General features: G+C 38.1%; 15 protein-coding genes. 8 read left to right on the top strand and 7 right to left on the bottom strand.

Going from position 1 to position 19512, the window contains the following annotated elements:
- Positions 1 to 112: 112 nt before the first annotated feature.
- Complete coding sequence (locus tag A8B35_RS09605) at positions 113 to 1225, bottom strand: glycoside hydrolase family 88/105 protein (protein ID WP_075602808.1); 1113 nt, start codon at positions 1223 to 1225, stop codon at positions 113 to 115.
- A gap of 43 nt (positions 1226 to 1268) precedes the next feature.
- Positions 1269 to 2567 carry a BNR-4 repeat-containing protein gene (locus tag A8B35_RS09600; RefSeq protein WP_075602807.1) on the bottom strand — a complete coding sequence of 433 codons (1299 nt, stop codon included), beginning with the start codon at positions 2565 to 2567 and terminating at the stop codon, positions 1269 to 1271.
- 145 nt (positions 2568 to 2712) lie between these two features.
- On the opposite strand from A8B35_RS09600, the gene A8B35_RS09595 reads away from it, so the two are divergent.
- The 8 genes from A8B35_RS09595 (at position 2713) to A8B35_RS09560 (ending at position 13990) form a co-directional block, all read left to right on the top strand.
- A complete protein-coding gene (locus tag A8B35_RS09595) occupies positions 2713 to 3861 on the top strand; it encodes a helix-turn-helix domain-containing protein (RefSeq protein WP_083634402.1) in 1149 nt (382 codons plus the stop codon).
- A gap of 101 nt (positions 3862 to 3962) precedes the next feature.
- Positions 3963 to 5294 carry a family 43 glycosylhydrolase gene (locus A8B35_RS09590; RefSeq protein WP_075602806.1) on the top strand — a complete coding sequence of 444 codons (1332 nt, stop codon included), beginning with the start codon at positions 3963 to 3965 and terminating at the stop codon, positions 5292 to 5294.
- 278 nt (positions 5295 to 5572) lie between these two features.
- Entirely contained in the window at positions 5573 to 6961 is a 1389-nt protein-coding gene (locus tag A8B35_RS09585; RefSeq protein WP_075602805.1) for a glycoside hydrolase family 28 protein, read from the top strand.
- 157 nt (positions 6962 to 7118) lie between these two features.
- Positions 7119 to 9299: a TIM-barrel domain-containing protein gene (locus tag A8B35_RS09580; protein WP_083634401.1), complete on the top strand. Its 2181-nt coding sequence runs from the start codon at positions 7119 to 7121 to the stop codon at positions 9297 to 9299.
- Between the two features lie 5 nt (positions 9300 to 9304).
- Complete coding sequence (locus tag A8B35_RS09575; protein ID WP_075602804.1) at positions 9305 to 10222, top strand: alpha/beta hydrolase; 918 nt, start codon at positions 9305 to 9307, stop codon at positions 10220 to 10222.
- Between the two features lie 113 nt (positions 10223 to 10335).
- Positions 10336 to 11706, top strand: coding sequence for a glycoside hydrolase family 28 protein (locus A8B35_RS09570; protein WP_075602803.1), 1371 nt, complete (start codon positions 10336 to 10338; stop codon positions 11704 to 11706).
- 171 nt (positions 11707 to 11877) lie between these two features.
- Positions 11878 to 13425 (top strand): sulfatase-like hydrolase/transferase, encoded by a 1548-nt coding sequence (locus A8B35_RS09565; protein ID WP_075602802.1) that lies wholly within the window; start codon positions 11878 to 11880, stop codon positions 13423 to 13425.
- A gap of 136 nt (positions 13426 to 13561) precedes the next feature.
- Positions 13562 to 13990, top strand: coding sequence for an IS66 family transposase (locus A8B35_RS09560; RefSeq protein ID WP_171973183.1), 429 nt, complete (start codon positions 13562 to 13564; stop codon positions 13988 to 13990).
- Between the two features lie 164 nt (positions 13991 to 14154).
- Here the strand turns inward: A8B35_RS09560 and A8B35_RS09555 are convergent, their stop codons facing one another.
- The 5 genes from A8B35_RS09555 to A8B35_RS09535 form a co-directional block, all read right to left on the bottom strand.
- A complete protein-coding gene (locus A8B35_RS09555; RefSeq protein WP_075602801.1) occupies positions 14155 to 15135 on the bottom strand; it encodes a glycosyltransferase family 4 protein in 981 nt (326 codons plus the stop codon).
- 125 nt (positions 15136 to 15260) lie between these two features.
- Positions 15261 to 15608, bottom strand: a complete 348-nt coding sequence (locus A8B35_RS09550) for a GxxExxY protein (RefSeq protein WP_262506906.1) — start codon at positions 15606 to 15608, stop codon at positions 15261 to 15263.
- A 132-nt stretch (positions 15609 to 15740) separates the two neighbouring features.
- Positions 15741 to 17087 carry a hypothetical protein gene (locus tag A8B35_RS09545; RefSeq protein WP_075602799.1) on the bottom strand — a complete coding sequence of 449 codons (1347 nt, stop codon included), beginning with the start codon at positions 17085 to 17087 and terminating at the stop codon, positions 15741 to 15743.
- A 92-nt stretch (positions 17088 to 17179) separates the two neighbouring features.
- Entirely contained in the window at positions 17180 to 18223 is a 1044-nt protein-coding gene (locus A8B35_RS09540; RefSeq protein ID WP_083634400.1) for a glycosyltransferase family protein, read from the bottom strand.
- Positions 18224 to 18355: 132 nt separating this feature from the next.
- Positions 18356 to 19507 carry a glycosyltransferase family protein gene (locus A8B35_RS09535; protein ID WP_075602797.1) on the bottom strand — a complete coding sequence of 384 codons (1152 nt, stop codon included), beginning with the start codon at positions 19505 to 19507 and terminating at the stop codon, positions 18356 to 18358.
- Positions 19508 to 19512: the final 5 nt, after the last annotated feature.

Genomic DNA, 19512 nt, shown 5'->3' with positions numbered 1-19512 from the left:
AAACATTGGCGCCGAAGTTATGTTTGTATCAACAAATTCCCCTTTGCAATAACAGATGATTGATCATTGTAATTACAAAGGGGCATAAATTAAAAGCTTTTATCTAAGAAATCTATTTGCTATACATTTTGTAAACTTCGCTACCCGCAGCTAAAAAGGCACCGGTACCATAAACTTCTGTTTTATCGGGCCATGCTTTACCAGGAGCTGCGCCAATGGGTTGTACATATCCGAGCATGCCATCTTTTGTAATGTAGCTAGTGAGGGCATTCCATCCTTTTTTTACAGCCGGCTCGTAAGTTTCTCTATTGAGGATGCCATTGTTTATTCCCCAAGCCAGACCAAAGGTGAAGAACGCTGTTCCGCTTGCTTCAGGAGTTGGATATAAATCTGCAGCCAGTAAGCTCATAGCCCAATGCCCTTTTGGAGTTTGTATTTCTATTAACTTTTTAGCCATTTTTTTGTAGATATCTAAAAAGTAAGCATACTCCTTAGAGTCTTTCGGATATTCTTCCATTATAATGGTTAAGCCTCCAAAAACCCATCCATTACCGCGCGACCAAAAGGTTTTATGACCTTTATCTAATTTGCCGATGTAAGAGTTATCTCGATAATATAAATCTTCGTCTGCATCGTATAAATGCGCTGTAGTAGCCTTAAACTCTTTTAGCATGAAGTCAGTATATTTTTTATCGCCTGTTATATTAGCCAATTTTGCCAATACCGGAGGAGCCATAAATAGTGCATCGCACCATGTCCATCGTTCTAAATGTTTGTAGTTGTCTAATGTAATGGGTTGTGTACTTGGGTTATTAATAATGTAGTCCATCCCTTTAATACTTGGTTTTATCATTGTTGAATCGCCATACTTTCTGAAAAGCTCAATATACATTTGAGCTACCGCATGGTCATCGGCATGGTATTTACGCCAATGTAGTTTCCATTTTTGCTCTTCGCCAACGCCTTTTAGCCATTGATAGTATTTGTCGCTATCGGCCATTTCTGCCCACTTTACCATGCCCACATATAAAGCTGCATTGGTCCAATCGGCAATATGGTGGGGCTTGTTGCGCTTCATGCTAAAGGTGTCTCTAAAATGCCTTATCTGCCAATCGGCAACCGTTTGCATGTCCTTTTTAACGCGCTTGGCTTTGATTTTTTGAGCATGGGCAACAGAAGGTAAACTCAGTACAATAATTAGGGCAATTGTTTTTAGTAAGTTCATATTTCAGATTCTTTATGAATTATATAGATTTTGTGAATGCTTCTTATTTGTTTTCCACCAGATATTTAACGCGGGTTTTGTAATTTGAGTAATGAATGTATTTTTCGTTCTCCATCCATAGAACTACCGTTTTATCTCTTTTTTCCGGATTTTTGGGTACAATTGGGCGCACATTGTCGTATTTTGAGTTTGATGTGATGGGCGTAATGTCCCACGAATTACCTTTATCCTTGGTTACTCGCTTTTCTATTTCAAATACCCCATTAATATCGCGTGATAAATAAATAGTGTTGGATTTTGAGGGATGAAAGGTTAAGCCGGCCGAGTAATGCGGTTCACGCTCCTTTTTGCCATTAGGAGTTTGTGGAAACCATTTGCCAGAGTTGCATATTTTGTGATCTATCCATTTGCCTTTTTCATATTTGGCATAGTGGTATAAGTGTTCCGATTCTTTTGGATATCTGGCATATAAAACCACCGGATTTCCTTTTTTATCTTGGGTAACATCATATACCCAGGCACGTCCCGATTCTTTAGTGGCTTTATATATTACAGAGGCTTCTTTGGGCTCAAAAGGTATGTTTTCAAGATCGCATATTTTTGATCCATCAACTCGCCAAAAGGCACCCTTTTCATAATAGGCATAATAAACAGAATTAGTAGGTTCCTTTCTTGGGTGTCCATCAGTAAAAATGATATGGATTTTAGATTTTCCATCTGAATAGTATTTTACATAGGGGCGGTTTACATCGTCAAATGGTTTATTGGTTATGTATACTTGTGCATCATTGTAAGTTTTACCATTATCATCACTCCATAGCATATTCGGCTTATAGCCTGTCCATCGACCAAATACAAACAAGCGGCCATTCTCGTCACTTAATGAAATTGGGTTTGCATAGGTAATACACTTTTTAGGGTAACGTTTAAATAGGGCTTCGTTAAAAACATCAATCATTTGAAGCTCTGAAAAAGTAGCCTCTTTAGCATTTGCATTTAAACGGTGCGAACGTACCCCTTCATCAAAATGCTTGGTATACATCATCAGCACCTCTTTATTCTCTAACTCCACAAATCCGGGATTAGCATGGTCGTCTTTATCCAATTTAGGGCTTACTATTTGGGTGCTTATTTCATCACTTTCATAATTAAGTACAGCAGCTTCTATTGAGCCATCGGCTTTTACCCAACCAGTTACTATTTGTGGTAGACCATTGTGATGATATACAGCTCCGGGTGCTGAGAACCAACACCAGGTTCCATCATCGCTAAGTTCTTTAATTTGTGCTTGAAGTATCATGCCAATGCTAAGTAGAAATGTAGCAAGAGAATATTTATTCATAAGTCTTTAATTTGTTGTATTGATATTAAACATTGAATACACAAAACAACAGATTTATACATTATTTAATAACTTTAACAGCATTTTAACGGTACCTATAACCGTTAAAGTTTTGCGTAAAGACTTGTTTATCCGTAATCTATATATGAATATCAATAACGAAAAGAAGCAATTATTAATATCATCCATTCGTAATAGTAAAACCTTTTCTAAGGCAACTACCAGTAATTCTTTGCTACAATATTTGTGCGATGCATCGATTAATGAAATAGTTTTAAAAGAAAGTATTATAGATGTAGAGTTTTTTAAGAGTAATGCCGATAGTGATAAGTCTTCGCCTAGGGTTAGGGTGAATATCTATAATCTAAGAAAAAAGTTGAACGAATATTACCAAGCAGAAGGTAAGGAAGACGCTCATATTGTTTCAATCGAAAAAGGACAATACAATCTTCATTTTACTAAAAGGCCACCGATTAAATCATTCTATTCTAAAATTAAGTTGAAAAATGTTGTTCCGTATGGTCTTATTTTAATAATGCTAGTGGTATTTCTGGTATCGAATTTACCCCCTAAAAAGGATGCAATTTGGGGGTCGTATATTGAAAAGCCCACAAGCTTATATATTGGAGATATATTTGGTATTATGGGAAATACGGCAACAGGGAATTATGGTTGGAATAGAGACTATGCAATAAATAACTTGAGTGATTATTATGCGCTAAGTCAGAAGAATGAAGATGTTAAAACTAATACAAAGCCTGCAAACTATACTTATACTACGGGTATGGCTGTAATTGCTACTCAGCGTATTGAACAAGTTTTTCAGCAGTTTAATACTTCGCCTAGTATAAAGTTTATATCACAAAGCTCTATTGCCGATATTAAGCAGGAGAATGCTATTTATGTGGGACCTACTAAAAATAACAATCACTTTATCCACTTTTTCAATCAGAGCAATAAATACTTCAGAATCAGTAATGATTCTTTGTTTTTAAAGGGGCACCCACAATTAGCTGATACCTCGTTTTATCTAAACTCATCGGGCTTAACCGAGGAATATGCCGTGGTTTCCAATATACCTGGCCCAGGTAATACAAATCAATTGCTGTTTTTTTCTAACCACGATATTGGCGTAAGTTCTACCATTGAATTCTACACCAATAGGGAAAGCTTAACATCATTTATAAAGAAGAATACTAATAACACGCCGTATTTTACTGCGGTATTTAAAGCCGAAGGTAAAAGTAGAACCAACACAAAATTAGAACTCATTTTAACCAGTGCTATTGAGTAAGTTTAAATTATATCCCCTTTATCAATTCTAATTATTTCCGTAGGATAGGTGAACTCTAGCTTAGATTTGTGTGAAACAAAAACACATAAAATAAACAAGGTATGAGAAGAATCTTATTCGCGTTGTTCATAATAACAGGAACATTGTATGCGCAAAACCCATTAGTTACACACATGTTTACAGCTGATCCCACAGCGCGTGTATTCGATGGAAAGTTATATGTTTATCCTTCAAGTGATACTTATCCCCCTGCTGGGCGCGAAGAAGAATTTCCGCGTTTCTGTATGCCAGGATACCATGCTTTTACGCTCGAAAATGGTGCCACTTGGAAAGATCATGGTTGGATATTAAAAGAGAATGATGTGCCTTGGGGCGAGAAAGATACTTACGCCATGTGGGCACCTGATTGTATCGAGAAGGATGGAAAGTATTATTACTATTATCCGGCCAAACCAAAAAAAGATAAAGCTTTTAGAAGAATTGGTGTAGGGGTTTCTGATAATCCACTTGGTCCGTTTAAATGGAATAAGAACTTTATTGAAGGCGTTTCGGGTATCGATCCAGGTTTATTAGTGGACGATAAAAACGATGCTTACCTTTTCTTTGGAGGAGGACATGAGTTATATGTAGCTCCTTTGGCTGATAACATGAGCGAAATTACTGCTGAACCAATTTTAATTGAAGGTTTACCTGCAGGATATAAAGAAGGTTCTTTCCCATTTCAAAAAGATGGTACGTACTACTTAACTTTTGCACACGTATTTGCCGATGAGGGTTATACAATTGGCTATGCCACTTCTGACAATCCAATGGGACCTTATATTTATGGGGGTAAAATTATGGATAATATCTATAATGGTACCAACCACCATTCTGTAGTTGAATATGAAGGACAATGGATATTGTTTTACCACTCGTGGGATATTAGTGGATTTAGCAAGTTGCGTTCTATGCGTGCCGATTATATGGAGTTTAAAAAAGATGGAAGCATCAAACGTGTAAAGCCAACTTTACGCGGTATCGGAACGCCACAAGTGAATGATACCATTCAAGTGGATAGGTACAATGATATTAGTGGTGCCAACACAACATTTGTAGGAGGAAACGAACCAACAGGATGGATGGTTTGCGATACACGTATGAATAGCTTTGTGCGTTTTGATAGAGTGAAATTTGATGGTGCTAAAAAAATAAAAGCACGCGTTGCTAGTGGTCAGAGAATGGGAAGCTTTGAGGTACGACTAAATAACCCAAAGGGTAAATTAGTGGCTGAGTTCCCAATTAACTATACTGGTGGCTGGAATACTTGGGAAACCATTGAGGCTGATGTAAAAGAAGATATCACAGGTATTCATAACCTTGTGGTAGTATTTAAATCTGATTGGGGTAATACCAAGGCAGTTAATCTGAATTGGTTATTAATGACAGAGTAATATTCAGTAAAATTATCAGAAATTATTTTAGAAACTCTCATTCCTTTATAGGGTGAGAGTTTTTTTTGCTTGTAACAATACTTATCAGGCTGAGTTTGATATGAAGTTGTTGGTTCAGGTTATTTATAAATGATGCGTTTCTAATTACTATTGTGCGTTAAACCATCCAAAAACAGGGGATAGATTCATTTTTACCCATTTTTTACCCCTCCATTAACCCACTTCGCAACCTCAGAATTACTACTTTCGAACATGATGATAAAAACCAATACAGAATTATGAAAAATCGATTCACCTTTAAAACACTTTGTATAGCCTTTGCCATGTTATTAATCACGCAAATTAGCGCGGCAAAAGATTTTGATGTGCGTGATTTTGGGGCTAAAGCCGATGGCGTATCTCTTGATACCGAAGCAGTACAAAATGCCATCAACGCCGCTACCCAAAATGGGGGAGGTAAAGTAATCATCCCATCTGGTAAAATAGTTCTTTCAGGTACTATTTATATGAAAGATTTTGTAACGCTACACATCGAAAATGGCGGAACTTTATTGGCAAGTCCTGATTATAAAGATTACCCCAATAACACACACAAAAACATGTATAAAAACGAGCCTCATATGGATCGTTGTTTTATTTATGCCGAAGATGCCAAGTCATTTGCCTTCGAAGGTTACGGTATTATTGATGGGAATGGTTATATGAAAAACTTTACCCGTAAAAAAGGAGGGCGTCCGATGTTGATGCGCTTTAAAAATTGCGATAAAATTCATATGCGCGACATTACCATATTAAACCCAGCAGCATGGGTTTCAGCATGGCTTTATTGTAATGAGATAGTAGTTGATGGCATAAAAATCAGAAGCAGAGTAAATGGAAATGGCGATGGCCTCGATTTTGATGGCTGCACTAATGTGCGTGTGTCCAATTCATCATTCGATACCAGCGATGATTCTATTTGCCTACAAGCTTCTATGCAAGATAAACCCTGTAAAGATGTAGTAATTACCAACTGTATTTTCGAGAGTAAATGGGCGGGTATGCGCATTGGTTTATTATCTCGTGGTGATTTTGAATCGGTGACTGTGACCAATTGTACCTTTAAAAACATAAAAGATTCGGGCCTAAAAATACAATTGAACGAAGGGGGTACCATGAAGAATATGGTTTTCTCCAACTTGGTGATGAAAAATGTACCGCGCCCTGTTTTCATGACCTTTGCCCAACAAAAAGCCTGTGTTGATGCTCCTGAAGAAATGTATTCTATGAAAGAAATGAAGAATTTTACCTTTCAGAATATCATTGCTGATAATACTGAATTGGATAAGAATTCAGCTTTCTTTTTAACCGGAATGCCCGGACATAACATCCAAAATATCATCATTAAGGATGTTCAGTTTTTTGTGTCGGGTGGAGGAACAAAAGAGGATAGTAAGAAAAGCATAAAAGAATACACTGTAGAAACCTTAGAGGGTTGGTGGCCCGAGTTTCATTTAGTAGGTACATTACCTGCATCAGGGGTTTATTTACGACATATGGAGAATGTGCTAGTGGATAATTTTCAGTTAACGGTTGTTGATGCTGATGCCCGGAAACCATTTGTTTTAGATGATGTAAGTAATAGCAATATTAGTAATTGTTATTTAAACGGTAAAAAGATAAAATAAGGCTTTTGTACTCGGTTTTGCAGTCTATATATTTTATATGTCACAGGACTGTATTTTGTTTAAATCCAATTAGAAAGGCTATTTTATATTTATATAGTTTGCATAAAGTCAATAAAAAGAAGAGATTGAACATTGAAACGTACTAATATGAAATTCAATGAACACATCAACATTAAAAACTGCGGTAAGGCAAGCCATGCTAGTCTTACCCTTAACCTTGCTTTTTACATCGTGTATGGAAACTAAAAATCAGTCGTATTTAATTGGAGACAATATCGCCATCTTTTATCCCGAAGGTTTCAGTGGAGAAGATCACCTGCCTTCTTTAGCGCTTATTGATGAACCTCAAAAAGTAGATCAATTAGGGTACGGTTGGAAATTAAAGGTAGAATTCTCGGTGTTAGACGGGAAAAGCATTGCCCATATTAATACAGGAGATGCTAGCTTGTATGGAACAGGAGAAGTAACCGGAAATTTACTCAGAAACAATACCGAAATAAGCCTATGGAATACGGATAACTTTACCTATAAGCTCGATGATGGAAAGCGCCTCTACCAATCGCATCCTTGGGTATTAGGAGTTCGAAAAGATGGCTCTGCTTTTGGTGTTTTGGCCGATAATACCTGGCGACAAAATTTATATTTGAAAGATGGAATCACCTTTACAGCCGACTCTAAACCATTCCGAGTAATTATCATTGAAAAAGAAAATACTACTGAAGTACTTAAGGAATTGGCTCAGCTAACAGGAAAAATGGAAATGCCTCCTCTTTGGAGTTTGGGTTACCAACAATGTAGATGGTCTTATTTTCCCGACACTAGAGTGGCTGAAGTTGCGGATACCTTCAGAATAAAGAATATCCCTTGCGATGTAATTTGGATGGATATTCATTATATGGATGGCAACCGTGTGTTTACGTTCTCAGAAAAAGACTTTCCTAACCCCGAAAAGACCAATGCTTATCTGCATCAGAAAGATTTTAAATCGATATGGATGATTGACCCTGGCGTGAAAAAAGAAAAGGGTTACCATGTGTACGATTCAGGTACTAAAAATAAAGTGTGGGTTCAAACTGCCGACGATGAGGATTTTGTTGGCCGTGTTTGGCCAGGCGATTGCGTTTTTCCCGATTTTACCAACGAAGAAGTCAACCAGTGGTGGGCTAACTTATATAAGCCATTTATGGCCACCGGTATTGATGGTGTTTGGAACGATATGAACGAGCCTGCAGTTTTTGAGAATACAGAAGAGAATGAGGCGGTGATGAATGGACTTACCGACATGACTATGCCTTCGGATAATAAACATAGAGGGGGTGAGTTGTTGCCTGCCAGTTCGCATTTGCGATATCATAATGTATATGGTTATTTGATGGTGAAGGCTTCCCGCGAAGGAATTCTTAAGGCCAACCCAGAGAAAAGACCTTTTGTTTTAACCCGATCTAATTATATCGGTGGTCAGCGTTATGCAGCCACATGGACTGGCGATAATGCCTCTACATGGGCACATTTAAAAATGTCTATACCCATGAGCATCAACCTAAGTTTATCGGGTCAGCCTTTTAATGGTCCTGATATTGGTGGTTTCGAGGGTAATGCAACTCCCAATCTGTTTGCACATTGGATGGCCATTGGGGCTTTCTTTCCTTTTTCACGTGCACATTCTATCAATGGTAGTAAGCCGCACGAGCCTTGGGCTTTTGGTAAAAAGGTGGAAGAATCATGTCGTACTTCTATCAATCGTAGATACCGTTTATTACCGTATTATTATACTTTGTTTCAAGAGGCATCAGCCATTGGCACCCCTGTTATGCGTCCTGTTTTTATGGCCGATGATAAAGATCTTTCCTTAAGAAAGGAACAAGAAGCTTTTATGATTGGGTCCGATTTAATTATTGTTCCAAAGTGGTCAAAAAATCCCCATCTGCCCAAAGGCGATTGGAAGATAGTTTCCATCGATGGCGAAAATAGTGCAGATGACAAATACCAAGCGGATGTTTTATTGCGCCCTGGGGCTATTGTTCCGCTTTGCAACCTGGCACAAAGTACAGTTGATTATTCAACAGATGAAATTACCCTATTGGTTAATTTAGATGAATCAGGAAAAGCAAAGGGAAAACTATATACCGATGCTGGTGAAGGTTTTGCTTATAAGAATAAAGAATACACAATGGTGCACTATAAAGCAATTGCTAATGGTAATAAGGTAAATATTAGCACTAAATTTGAGGGCAACTATTTTAATACGCAAAGTAAAATAAACGTAAAATTATATTATAAAGGTGAAGTAATTGAAGCCACTGGTGGATATACAGATACCATTACAGTAAACCTATAGTACACATGAAACAAAGAACACTTATTGCAGCTATCGTAGTATTACTAACAATGAGCAGTATGGCACAAGAACAAATTCCGCTTTGGGATATAAAAGAATTGCCAAATTATCAGAAATCGAAGGAAAAGGAGTTTTATCCAGAGCGAGATATACTTTTCATCCAAAAGGTTCAAACCCCGACGATAGAAGCCTTTATTCCTTCAAAGCAAAATGCCAACGGACGTGCCGTTTTAATAATGCCAGGAGGTGGTTATGGTGGTTTAGCATACGATTGGGAAGGAACAGATATTGCCAAATGGTTAAACAGTAATGGTATTGCAGCTTTTGTTTTAAAGTATAGATTACCACAATCAGCATCTGTAGTAACTGGGCATCAAGCACCATTGCAAGATGCCCAACGCGCCATGCGATGGATACGAAGCAATGCACCAGATTATAATGTAAATGTTAATAAGGTTGGCGTAATAGGGTTTTCTGCAGGAGGTCACTTGGCTTCAAGCATTGGTACCCATTACGAGATGCCTATTTATGATAGAAAGGATTCTATTGACGCATTAAGTGCGCGCCCTGATTTTATGATGCTCATCTATCCCGTTATCAGCATGCAAGATGGTGTAACACATAAGGGTTCAAAGAAGAATTTACTAGGTAAAAACCCATCTCCAGAATTGGTAGAGGAGTTCTCTAACGAATTGCAAGTTACCAATGATACACCGCCTACTTTTATGGTGCACTCTGCTGATGATAAAGCAGTGCCAGTAGAAAACTCCATCAGAATGTATCAGGCATTAGTAAAACATAAGGTAAGTGCAACCATGCATTTATTTCCAACAGGTGGACATGGTTATAGCTTGGGCCTAAGTAGAGAAGGAGCACCACACTGGACAAAGCTTGCCGAAGATTGGTTCGCTACTATAGAATAAAAAATCATTTACAGATTCGCACCTCTAGGTATCAATAAATTCTAAGGGTTCATATTGGTGCGAGTTCTACCCTTACTATATCAGGTATAATTTAAATTCTAATATAAAAACACATGAAAAAACTACTTTATATTGTATCAATGCTGTTGGCAGTAACTTTGCTATCGTGCCAATCGGATAAGCACTACGTTATCACCACTTACGGTGCCATAAGCGATCAAACTACTATTAACACAAAAGCCATTCAGCAGGCAATTGACGATTGCTATAATAATGGCGGAGGAACAGTTATAGTACCTAGCGGCCATTTTATAACAGGTACCGTTTTGCTAAAAGATAATGTTACGCTTCATGTTGAAGAAGGCGCGCAGCTTATTGGTAGCGATAATCCTATGGATTACATAAGTATTGACCCATTTACCGATGCTACGGGGCAAGTGCGTGGTAAGTGCCTAGTGGGTGCCGAGGGTGCCAATAATATTGCCATCACAGGTCAGGGAATTATTGATGGGCGAGGAGAATTGTTTTTATCAAAGAATATTAAAAAAACAATGAAACGTTTGGGGGTAGCCCAAAGTGAGTATGGCGTTTATGCCAGTAACCGACCATTTTTGGTACGTTTGGTAAAATCAAGCAATATTCAAGTTAAAGATATCAGCTTACGCCAGCCTGCCGCATGGACTTTACACTTCTTCCAAAGTAAGAATATATTAGTGGATGGTGTTAAAATATACAGCCATGCACACAAAAATAACGACGGTATTGATTTAGACTCCAGTAGCGATGCCATAATCCAAAACTGCGATATCGATAGTGGCGACGATGCCATCTGTTTTAAAACCACATCGCCGGTGGCAACCAGTAATGTTGTTGTGAGCAATTGTACACTAAAAAGTGATTGGGGTACTATTAAATTTGGTACCGAATCAATGGGCGATTTCAAAAATATTGTGGTTAAAAACTGTACCATAAACGATACGCGCGGCGGTGGTATAAAAATACTTAGTGTTGATGGCGCAAATATCGATAACATTCTTATCGATAACATTAAAATGAATAATGTGGATATGCCAATATTTATTCGCTTGGGCGAGCGTTTGCGCACTTATCGCGATGCTCCAAAGCAAAAAGTAGGCTCTATTAAAAATATTCAGATTAGTAACGTAACAGCAGTAACTCGTAGCATTGAAGAATCAAGAGTGACACCTCCGGCAGGTATTTTTATTACCGGAACACCAAACCACGCTGTCGAAAATATTACCCTTAGCAATATCGCCATCACTCTACCAGGTGGAGGAACTGCAGAGCAAGTAAAAGCTGTAATTGCCGAAGACGAAAAGCGTTATCCCGAGTTTAGCTTTTTTGGCGTATTACCTGCCTATGGTTTATATGCACGCCATGCCAAAAATATCGTAAAAGAAAATATTACTTTTTCCTTGGAGGGTGAAGATGGGAGAGAAGAAATAATTATTGAAGAAAACTAAAGTCTCAATGAGTAACGGATTTGAAGTTTGCCTTGAGATTCCTTTGTGCCTCGGAATAACAAGGCGCTTATTTATTTTACTGCCTGCTTAAGGTTTTACATCATCGCGACAAAGGAAGCCATCTTAAGGCTACATGCAAATACTATTCTAAAAGAAAGACAAACGAAAAAAATGAAACTACCTACTTTTAAATTAATCGCAGTCTGCATCATCAGCCTTATGGCGATGAATACATTTGCCAAAAAAACGAAGAAGCCCAACGTATTGGTAATTTATACCGACGACCATCGTTATACCGGAATTCATGCCCTTGGCGGACAAGCGGTGCGAACACCCAATATCGATCAATTGGCCAATACGGGTATTGTATTTACAAACGCCTATTTAATGGGGGCATTTTCAGGAGCAACCTGCATGCCTAGTAGGGCTATGTTGTTAAGCGGACGTCAGTTATTTACCCTCAAGGGTCAAGGCCACACCATGCCCAAAGAACATATTACCATTGGCGAAACCTTTAAAAACAATGGCTACCATACTCACATGGTGGGCAAGTGGCATCAGGATAGGGAATCCTTGTCGCGTTCGTTTGATGATGGCCAGACGGTAATGGGCATTGGCGTATACCTTACCGATCATTACCGAATGCCACTTTGGGATTGGGATAAAACCGGAGCCTTTCCTAAAAAGGATGCCTACCTTTTAGAGTTTGATGCCAATGGGAACGAAACCCGTCGCCCGGTAGCTAAAACAGATAAACGCGGTCCCACAGGCACTGAAGAACTAGGTCCACATACCTCCGAAATATTTGCACGTAATGCAGCCACTTATATCAAAAACTACAAGGATAAAGAGCCGTTCTTCATGTATTTGGCTTTTCATGCTCCGCACGATCCGCGTCAGGCACCCAAGAAATATCAAGATATGTATCCCACCGATCAAATTCAACTGCCGCCATCATATCTGCCACAGCATCCCTTCGACAATGGCGCCCTGTTTTTGCGCGATGAAGAACTTGGTCCTTGGCCACGTACGCCCCAAGTGGCACGCGAACATTTGGCTGCCTACTATGCTATCATCACCCATTTAGATGCCCAAATAGGAAAGGTAATTCAAGCCCTAAAAGAAAGCGGAGAATATGACAATACCATCATCATTCTTTCTGGCGATAGCGGTTTGGCCGTTGGGTGTCACGGACTGTTGGGCAAGCAAAATGTATATGATGAGGATGGAATTCATGTGCCATTCATCGTATCCGGAGGAGCCACCAAGCAAAGTGGTGTGCGTTCAGATGCCCTCTGTTACATACACGATATATACCCAACCACTTGCGATTTGGCTGGCATTCAGGCACCCGCATCAGTAAACGGACTGAGCTTAAAACCTGTAATTAATGGCGAAGTGGCTCAGGTACGCGATCATACTTATCATGCCTATCGTCAGCATCAGCGCGCATACCGTAAGGGCGATTTTAAGCTAATAGAATTTGTAAAAGCCAACGATTACCACAAAAAGAAAGGCGAGTTTGTGGCAGGTTCGCGCGTAACCTTGCTTTTCAACACGGCTAACGACCCTTGGGAAACCACCAACCTTGCATTTTTGCCTCAATACCACGAAACCCTAAAAACCATGCAAGCCGAAATGCAAGCCGAAGCCATTAAACTGGGCGACAATACCCAAAGCACCGGCGAAAAATATAATTTTTGGGATTACTATAATTAAGGCACCTTTTCAAGCTATCCGCTATAGCCTTTTCTGTTGGGCTTAAGTGTTTTTAAACTGTGCGTGAGCTTCCTGCGGTCGCAGCCACCAGTCAAAAATCACTAAAACCCAACAGCAAAGGGCTGTCACTACTATCTTGGGTGCTCCCCAAACGGCACCAACATTATATCCACTTAATCGGTTTATTGAAATAAAGGAGCTTCGGAAAATTGAAAGAGACCCCGAAACAATAGGCAACCACATTTTATATAAAGCAGCAGCATACTGCTTCAAAGAATTGGAGTCGATATACAATATAATAACATCTACCGATTATGATTTAGACAACAATATAATAGAACGGCCAATGCGTTACATTAGCATCAGTCGTCATAATTCTCTTTTCTGTGGTTCCAATGCCGGAGCTGAAAGAACTGCTACCCTGTATTCTCTTGCTATTTCTTGCAGGCTGAATAATGTGAACACCTATACGTATTTTAAAGAGGTAATACAAACCTTAGCAGAACACCCACAAATGACCGATGAGCAAATGCGGAAATTGCTCCCTGACAAGTGGGCTGAATAACTATTAACAAAATATAAACACCCCATCAAATTGAATCAACAATCTGATGGGGTGTTTATATTTACCGCAATTTGGAGACGGTTACGGATGGCGACGATTTTATGCAGTAAAAAATACAATAGACCTGTCAGGTATATGGCATAGCGCTAATAAACCTGACAGGTCTAAAGTGATTTATATATAGCACCATATTGCCTAGCTATCTCTTTAATATCAAAGCGTTTTACGTTTTCTAGTCCTTTGGGGATGAGTTGCTCGCGGAAAGTATCATCGTTGATGATTTTTTGGATGCCTTGGGTAATCTCGGCACTGGAGCGTGGGTTAATGAGTAGGGCTGCATCTGCTGCCACCTCGGGCATTGAGCAGCAATTGGAGGTGAGTACTGGTCTGCCTATAGCTTGCGCTTCTATGATGGGCATTCCAAAGCCCTCGTAGGTAGAGGCAAAACTAAGAATATCACATTGTTTATAGGCTTCTATAATCTCGGAATAGGGAATATAGTATTGGTTTTTATAGTTGATGTCGTATTTATCAAGTAAAGCAAGTTGTGTATTGTTTAGCTTACCTATAATATGCAGTTGGCATGGTATATCCTTTATGGCTTCAATGGTGCGCTCTAGGTTTTTATTGTCCTTTGTACCTAGGTGTAATAGGGTAGGACAAGTTTTATTAAATACCTTAGGAGTATAGTGTAATTCAGGCTTAATAGGGTTGTGTATTACCTGTATTTTATTTTTGGCAAAGGGAACTATGGCACTCAACTCTTGCTTTGAGAATTCAGAAATCACCGTTATTTTTTTTGCAAATAGTGCAGGTATCCAAAGCCAAAAGGTTTTTAATAGTATGCGTTTAGTGCAATTACCATATAAGTTTGAGCCTACATCGTGTATAGTGAGTATGGTGTTTTTACCTAAAAAAGGGGTAAGATAATTGATATGACCAGTAATGTGCTTGATTCCTTTAAATTGGCGTGCAAATTTAATGTTAGCATACAGACCTTTAAGACATATACTGCTCTCAGGCACTTCTGCCTTAATGGCATTATGGTGTTCTTGTAACTCTGGTAATAAGGCATTAAATATCTCTTCAATACTATTGAACTGACCTAGCTTTTTACGGAAGAAGAGATGTATGGGTGTTTGCATTATTTATTTTTATTTAACCGCAGAGTTCGCTGATATTTTCGCAAAGAATGCTAAGTTTTCATTTCTCTGTTCCCTCTGCGTATCCTCTGTTCCTTTGCGGTTCATTTTTTTTGCGCTTCTTACTTTTACAAGTTATTAACTACTCGTTTAATCCCTTGTTTTAATAATGCCACATTAAAATTAATCAACAAGCCTAACTTATAATCTCCTAATTTGATGTAGGTGAGGGTTTGTGCTAAGTGTACATCATTTAGAACTTCCACACTCTTTAGTTCAACTATTACTTTATTTTCGACTAACAAATCTATTCTATACCCACATTCCAATTTCACCTCTTCAAAGATCAAAGGCATTGGCTTTTCTTTTTCAACTTTCAGGCCATCTTGTTGTAGCTTATAATATAAACACTCTTGGTAGGCTTTTTCTAGTAGGCCAGGGCCTAGTGCTTTATGCACTTCTATAGCAGCACCTATTATTTTTTTGAGAGATTTCGTTTTCAGTCATAGGTTTATTCTTTAGTTTAACCGCAGAGTTTTACGCAAAGTGCGCCAAATTTGTTCTCTGTGCCCTCTGCGACTACTCCGTGCCTTTGTGGTTCTTTAATTTTATATTGTTATTCTCCACTGCTTTTTAATAAACCACAGCAAACCAAATACCAATACACCTGACTTAATCAAGTGATTTAATACCACCACAAATTCAGTTTCGGCTTTTATTACCTGTAAAAATAGGATGGGGCTCCAAATGAGTAAAGTGGGATATAGATTACTTAAATCTCCAAGCTTTTTCCAGAACCAGGATATAAACATACCCCAAATAAGCATAAATAGCATGCCTCCATACTTACCATAGTTGGCATAGGCCTCACCCGAAATACTAATACCCATACTCGTATTATCTCCTAAAGGTAAGCCAGTATACTTCATAAAGTTTTCTCTTCCCCCTGCTTTCTTCTTATTGGGGGCTAAAAAGCGAGGTAGTAAACTAGCTTCTAATGCCTCTATAATGGTAGATCCACCTGCATAAGGTTCTTTTTGAGGTACATGATACATTACAGCAGAAATAATCCACCCTTGGTTGAGGCGTGCTGTCATATTTTCTTCATTAGTTGGGTTAGTAATACCACCACTGCGCCAGTTCTCTGTTGCCATACCAATAAATAGCGCTGCTTTGTTGCCACTATATCCTTTATGTATAATAGCCCTATAATCTGCTTTTACGGATTGTATGGTAATGGCTAATAGCATGCCTATAATGCCTATGCTTATTTTTTTTAAGGTGCTTAACTGTAGCTCTTTGGCCACAAAGGTGAAAGTAAGCATACTCCACAGCAGTAAATCGTGAAACATTCCACTAGCCATGGATGCCAATGCGGTTAAGGCCATAGTAGACATAAATATAGTCCACCTATTTTTATGGTTAGAAAAGAGCAAATAAATAGCCCCTACATATTTTACGTTGGATAATAAAAAGAAAATAAAACGCAATGCCGGCGGCACTATACCATTAATAAAAGGGATAGCCAAACCTGTGGCTACTAATATAAAGGGTAATTTTGGATGTCTATCTAATAAATTAGAAACTCGCTCGCTTAACTCATCTAAGTCTAGCGTATTTTTATACCATAGGGTACCTGCATAAAAGAGGAGCAAAGCGGGTACTATAAAAGCCATATACTCAGACTCGGGCACATACATGTGGTATTTGTAATGGGTGATTCCATTGTGATAATCGATAAAGGGGCCGATGATCCACTGAAGTGCCGACATGGATACCATGAGTTCTACAATAGGTATGGAATGCCCCATTTTTAGTAATACCTTAATTATTGCAACAACAGCAAAGCAAAGCCCTATGGCTGACCATGTTTCGATACCGGATACCAGAATGAGTATAACACTAATAGGTATAATCCAAAAAAGGCCTTTTTCTTGTTGTAGATTATTGAGCATAGTTTGTTATTTTAACTGCTGTGGTTTGATTAGTTTTACCGCTGAGTACGCCAAGTTTTTTTGTGACACCTCCGCGCCTTAAGTTGTTTATTTTAAGCGATCTGTATTTGAATTAAAATTTCTCGTAAGATACTCTCGTAATCCCTACCATCCTGATGCACCCGTTGGGTTCCCTTTTTGGTTAATAGCTCCAACTGATTAAGATGTGCCTGATAATATTTTATTTTTTTAATCATATCATTTACTGACTTATAAAAAATGACTTCATCAGCTTTATAAAAATTGGCTATCTCGTCATTACATTCTGTAATTAATGCTGTGCCACAGGCAGGTATTTCAAAAGTTCGGGTGGTGTGAAGCTCCTCAAATTTCTTTGATAAGAATCCTATGCTGAATAAAGATGATGAGATAAATTGAGAATAGGCATTCCCAAACAAACCGTCTCCTTGAAATTGCAAGTATGGATTCTCTACATTCTTTTTTACGAAAGAGTTCCAACCTTTTCCTGCTATCTTAACCTTAATTTTATTATCAATTAATTGCTGTACAATCGTTTCTCGTGATGGTTCACAAAGTCCAATAAAGGCAATGCAATCTTCTTTTTGTGAGAAGGTATGGAGTGGTTTATGTATATCCTTATCGAAACCCTGTGTTGTTAGTAGTAATTTTTCTTTTGGGATAAATTGTTGATATATTTTAGTCTCTATTGACTTGGTTGTGATTAAATAATCATATTGGCTAATATTCTTTATAAAGTGATTTGATTTGTTTTCATAAAAGGCCATGTCTGGTGTAAAGTGAATCAGTTTAGTTGTTAGGGACCTCAATAGTTTTGTGGTACAAGGCGTAATAAAAATCGCCTTGTCAACCCATATAAGGTCAAGCTTAATTGAACTTTCAGATAATTGATTCTTGATATATCGGTTTATTGTTTTTATTAATGGCCCACATTTATATCTGAAGCCCAAGGAACGCCATATCCGTGCAGTATTATTGAAAGGGATATGTGTATCAATAACATTAAAGTTTACCTCTCGATTCCCTAATGAGGAAGTTTGAATAATTTCTTTTAATTGATCGGCACGCATTTTACTAGTGGTACCAGTTGTATATTGGCCTATATAGAGTATGTTCATTATGGTCCGCAGATAAAGGATTAAAAAGATTTTTTAAACGCCCATAGTGGCTTTTGTAAAGCTTGCTTAACCCCAAAAAACTCTGAAGGTCTTAGTACAGTTTGCTTAGGCGTGATGTAAATCAAAGCCCCTTTAGGGGTTTGTGGTTAATATTGCATTTACCATTTCCTCATAAACTTCCTCACAATAATATTCTGAAGATTTATAAGTACAGCCTGTTTTATCAATTGTTGTTTGCCAATCAAAATTATTGAGATCTTCAAAATTAACAGGAACTACTTTGGGGTAGGTCTCTTTTGTATTGTAGGGTTTTGGGCCTTGCAATACAGCAGGGTACCAAACATCTAAGTTGCAAGCTATGTATTCAAATAACTTATTGGGTGCATTGTAGGTGTAGTTCCGGTTGTGGGCTTTGTATAAGATAAGACCAACATCATATTGCTGTAATATTTTTGGCTGTTTTTGGTATTCTATACCTTGTTCGTAATAATTCACCCAAGTAGAGTCTATATCCTGGAGGTATCTTTTAACATCTTCATATAAGTTATAGGCATATACATCAAATTGAACCATGCCATTTTGTTTTAATACCCAATTGCATAACTCTTTTAGATAGGTCGATTGAAATGATAATGCGCCTACATAAACTAGTTTAATGGGTTTTTTTGTACTCTTTAAGTGCCTGCCCTTCAAAATAGTACTCCAACTTCTTGGCGGGTAATTGGGCATGGTTTTTAGTTGCTCTTTTTTTAGGTTAGGATGGTCTCGATGAAAAAAGGCTAAGCGATCAGTATTGGTTTGGCTTATCCATGTAGCACGTGAGAAGAGCCAGTTTATTTCTAATTGATGAAAATACTTTACTTGGCGCATTGTTGTGGCGTACCACTTTTGGGATGCGTACTCATGAAAGTGAATAAAAAGTTTACAGTTGCGATTAAAGTATTTGGTATATACATAGGCAGGCCAAGCGGAATAGGACTCGTAATACAATAAGCAATTGGGGCGATTAATTATTAAGCCAATAATGGTGACTAAGTTGAAGTGTAAATATTTAAATAAACGAATAAAACTCTTATCGCCTACTTTGGGCAAAGGGCTTCTTTTAATATTTAAAGTAGAATTCTTATTAGCTTTATACTCTTTTCGTCCTTTAATATTGTGGGTACTATTTATTCTAACTTTCGTAAAATTATTTATTTGCTCCTTCGCTATATAGTCAATCAGATTTGTAATAGGAGGGTAGTACTCGAGAGGAAGATAGTGGAGTATAGCGAGTTTTGACATGTTCG

It is taken from the genome of Saccharicrinis aurantiacus, assembly GCF_001660705.2.
GTDB lineage: Bacteria > Bacteroidota > Bacteroidia > Bacteroidales > Marinilabiliaceae > Saccharicrinis > Saccharicrinis aurantiacus.
The sequence above is the reverse complement of the archived record's forward strand: the minus strand, read 5'-3'. Positions and strand labels throughout refer to the sequence as shown.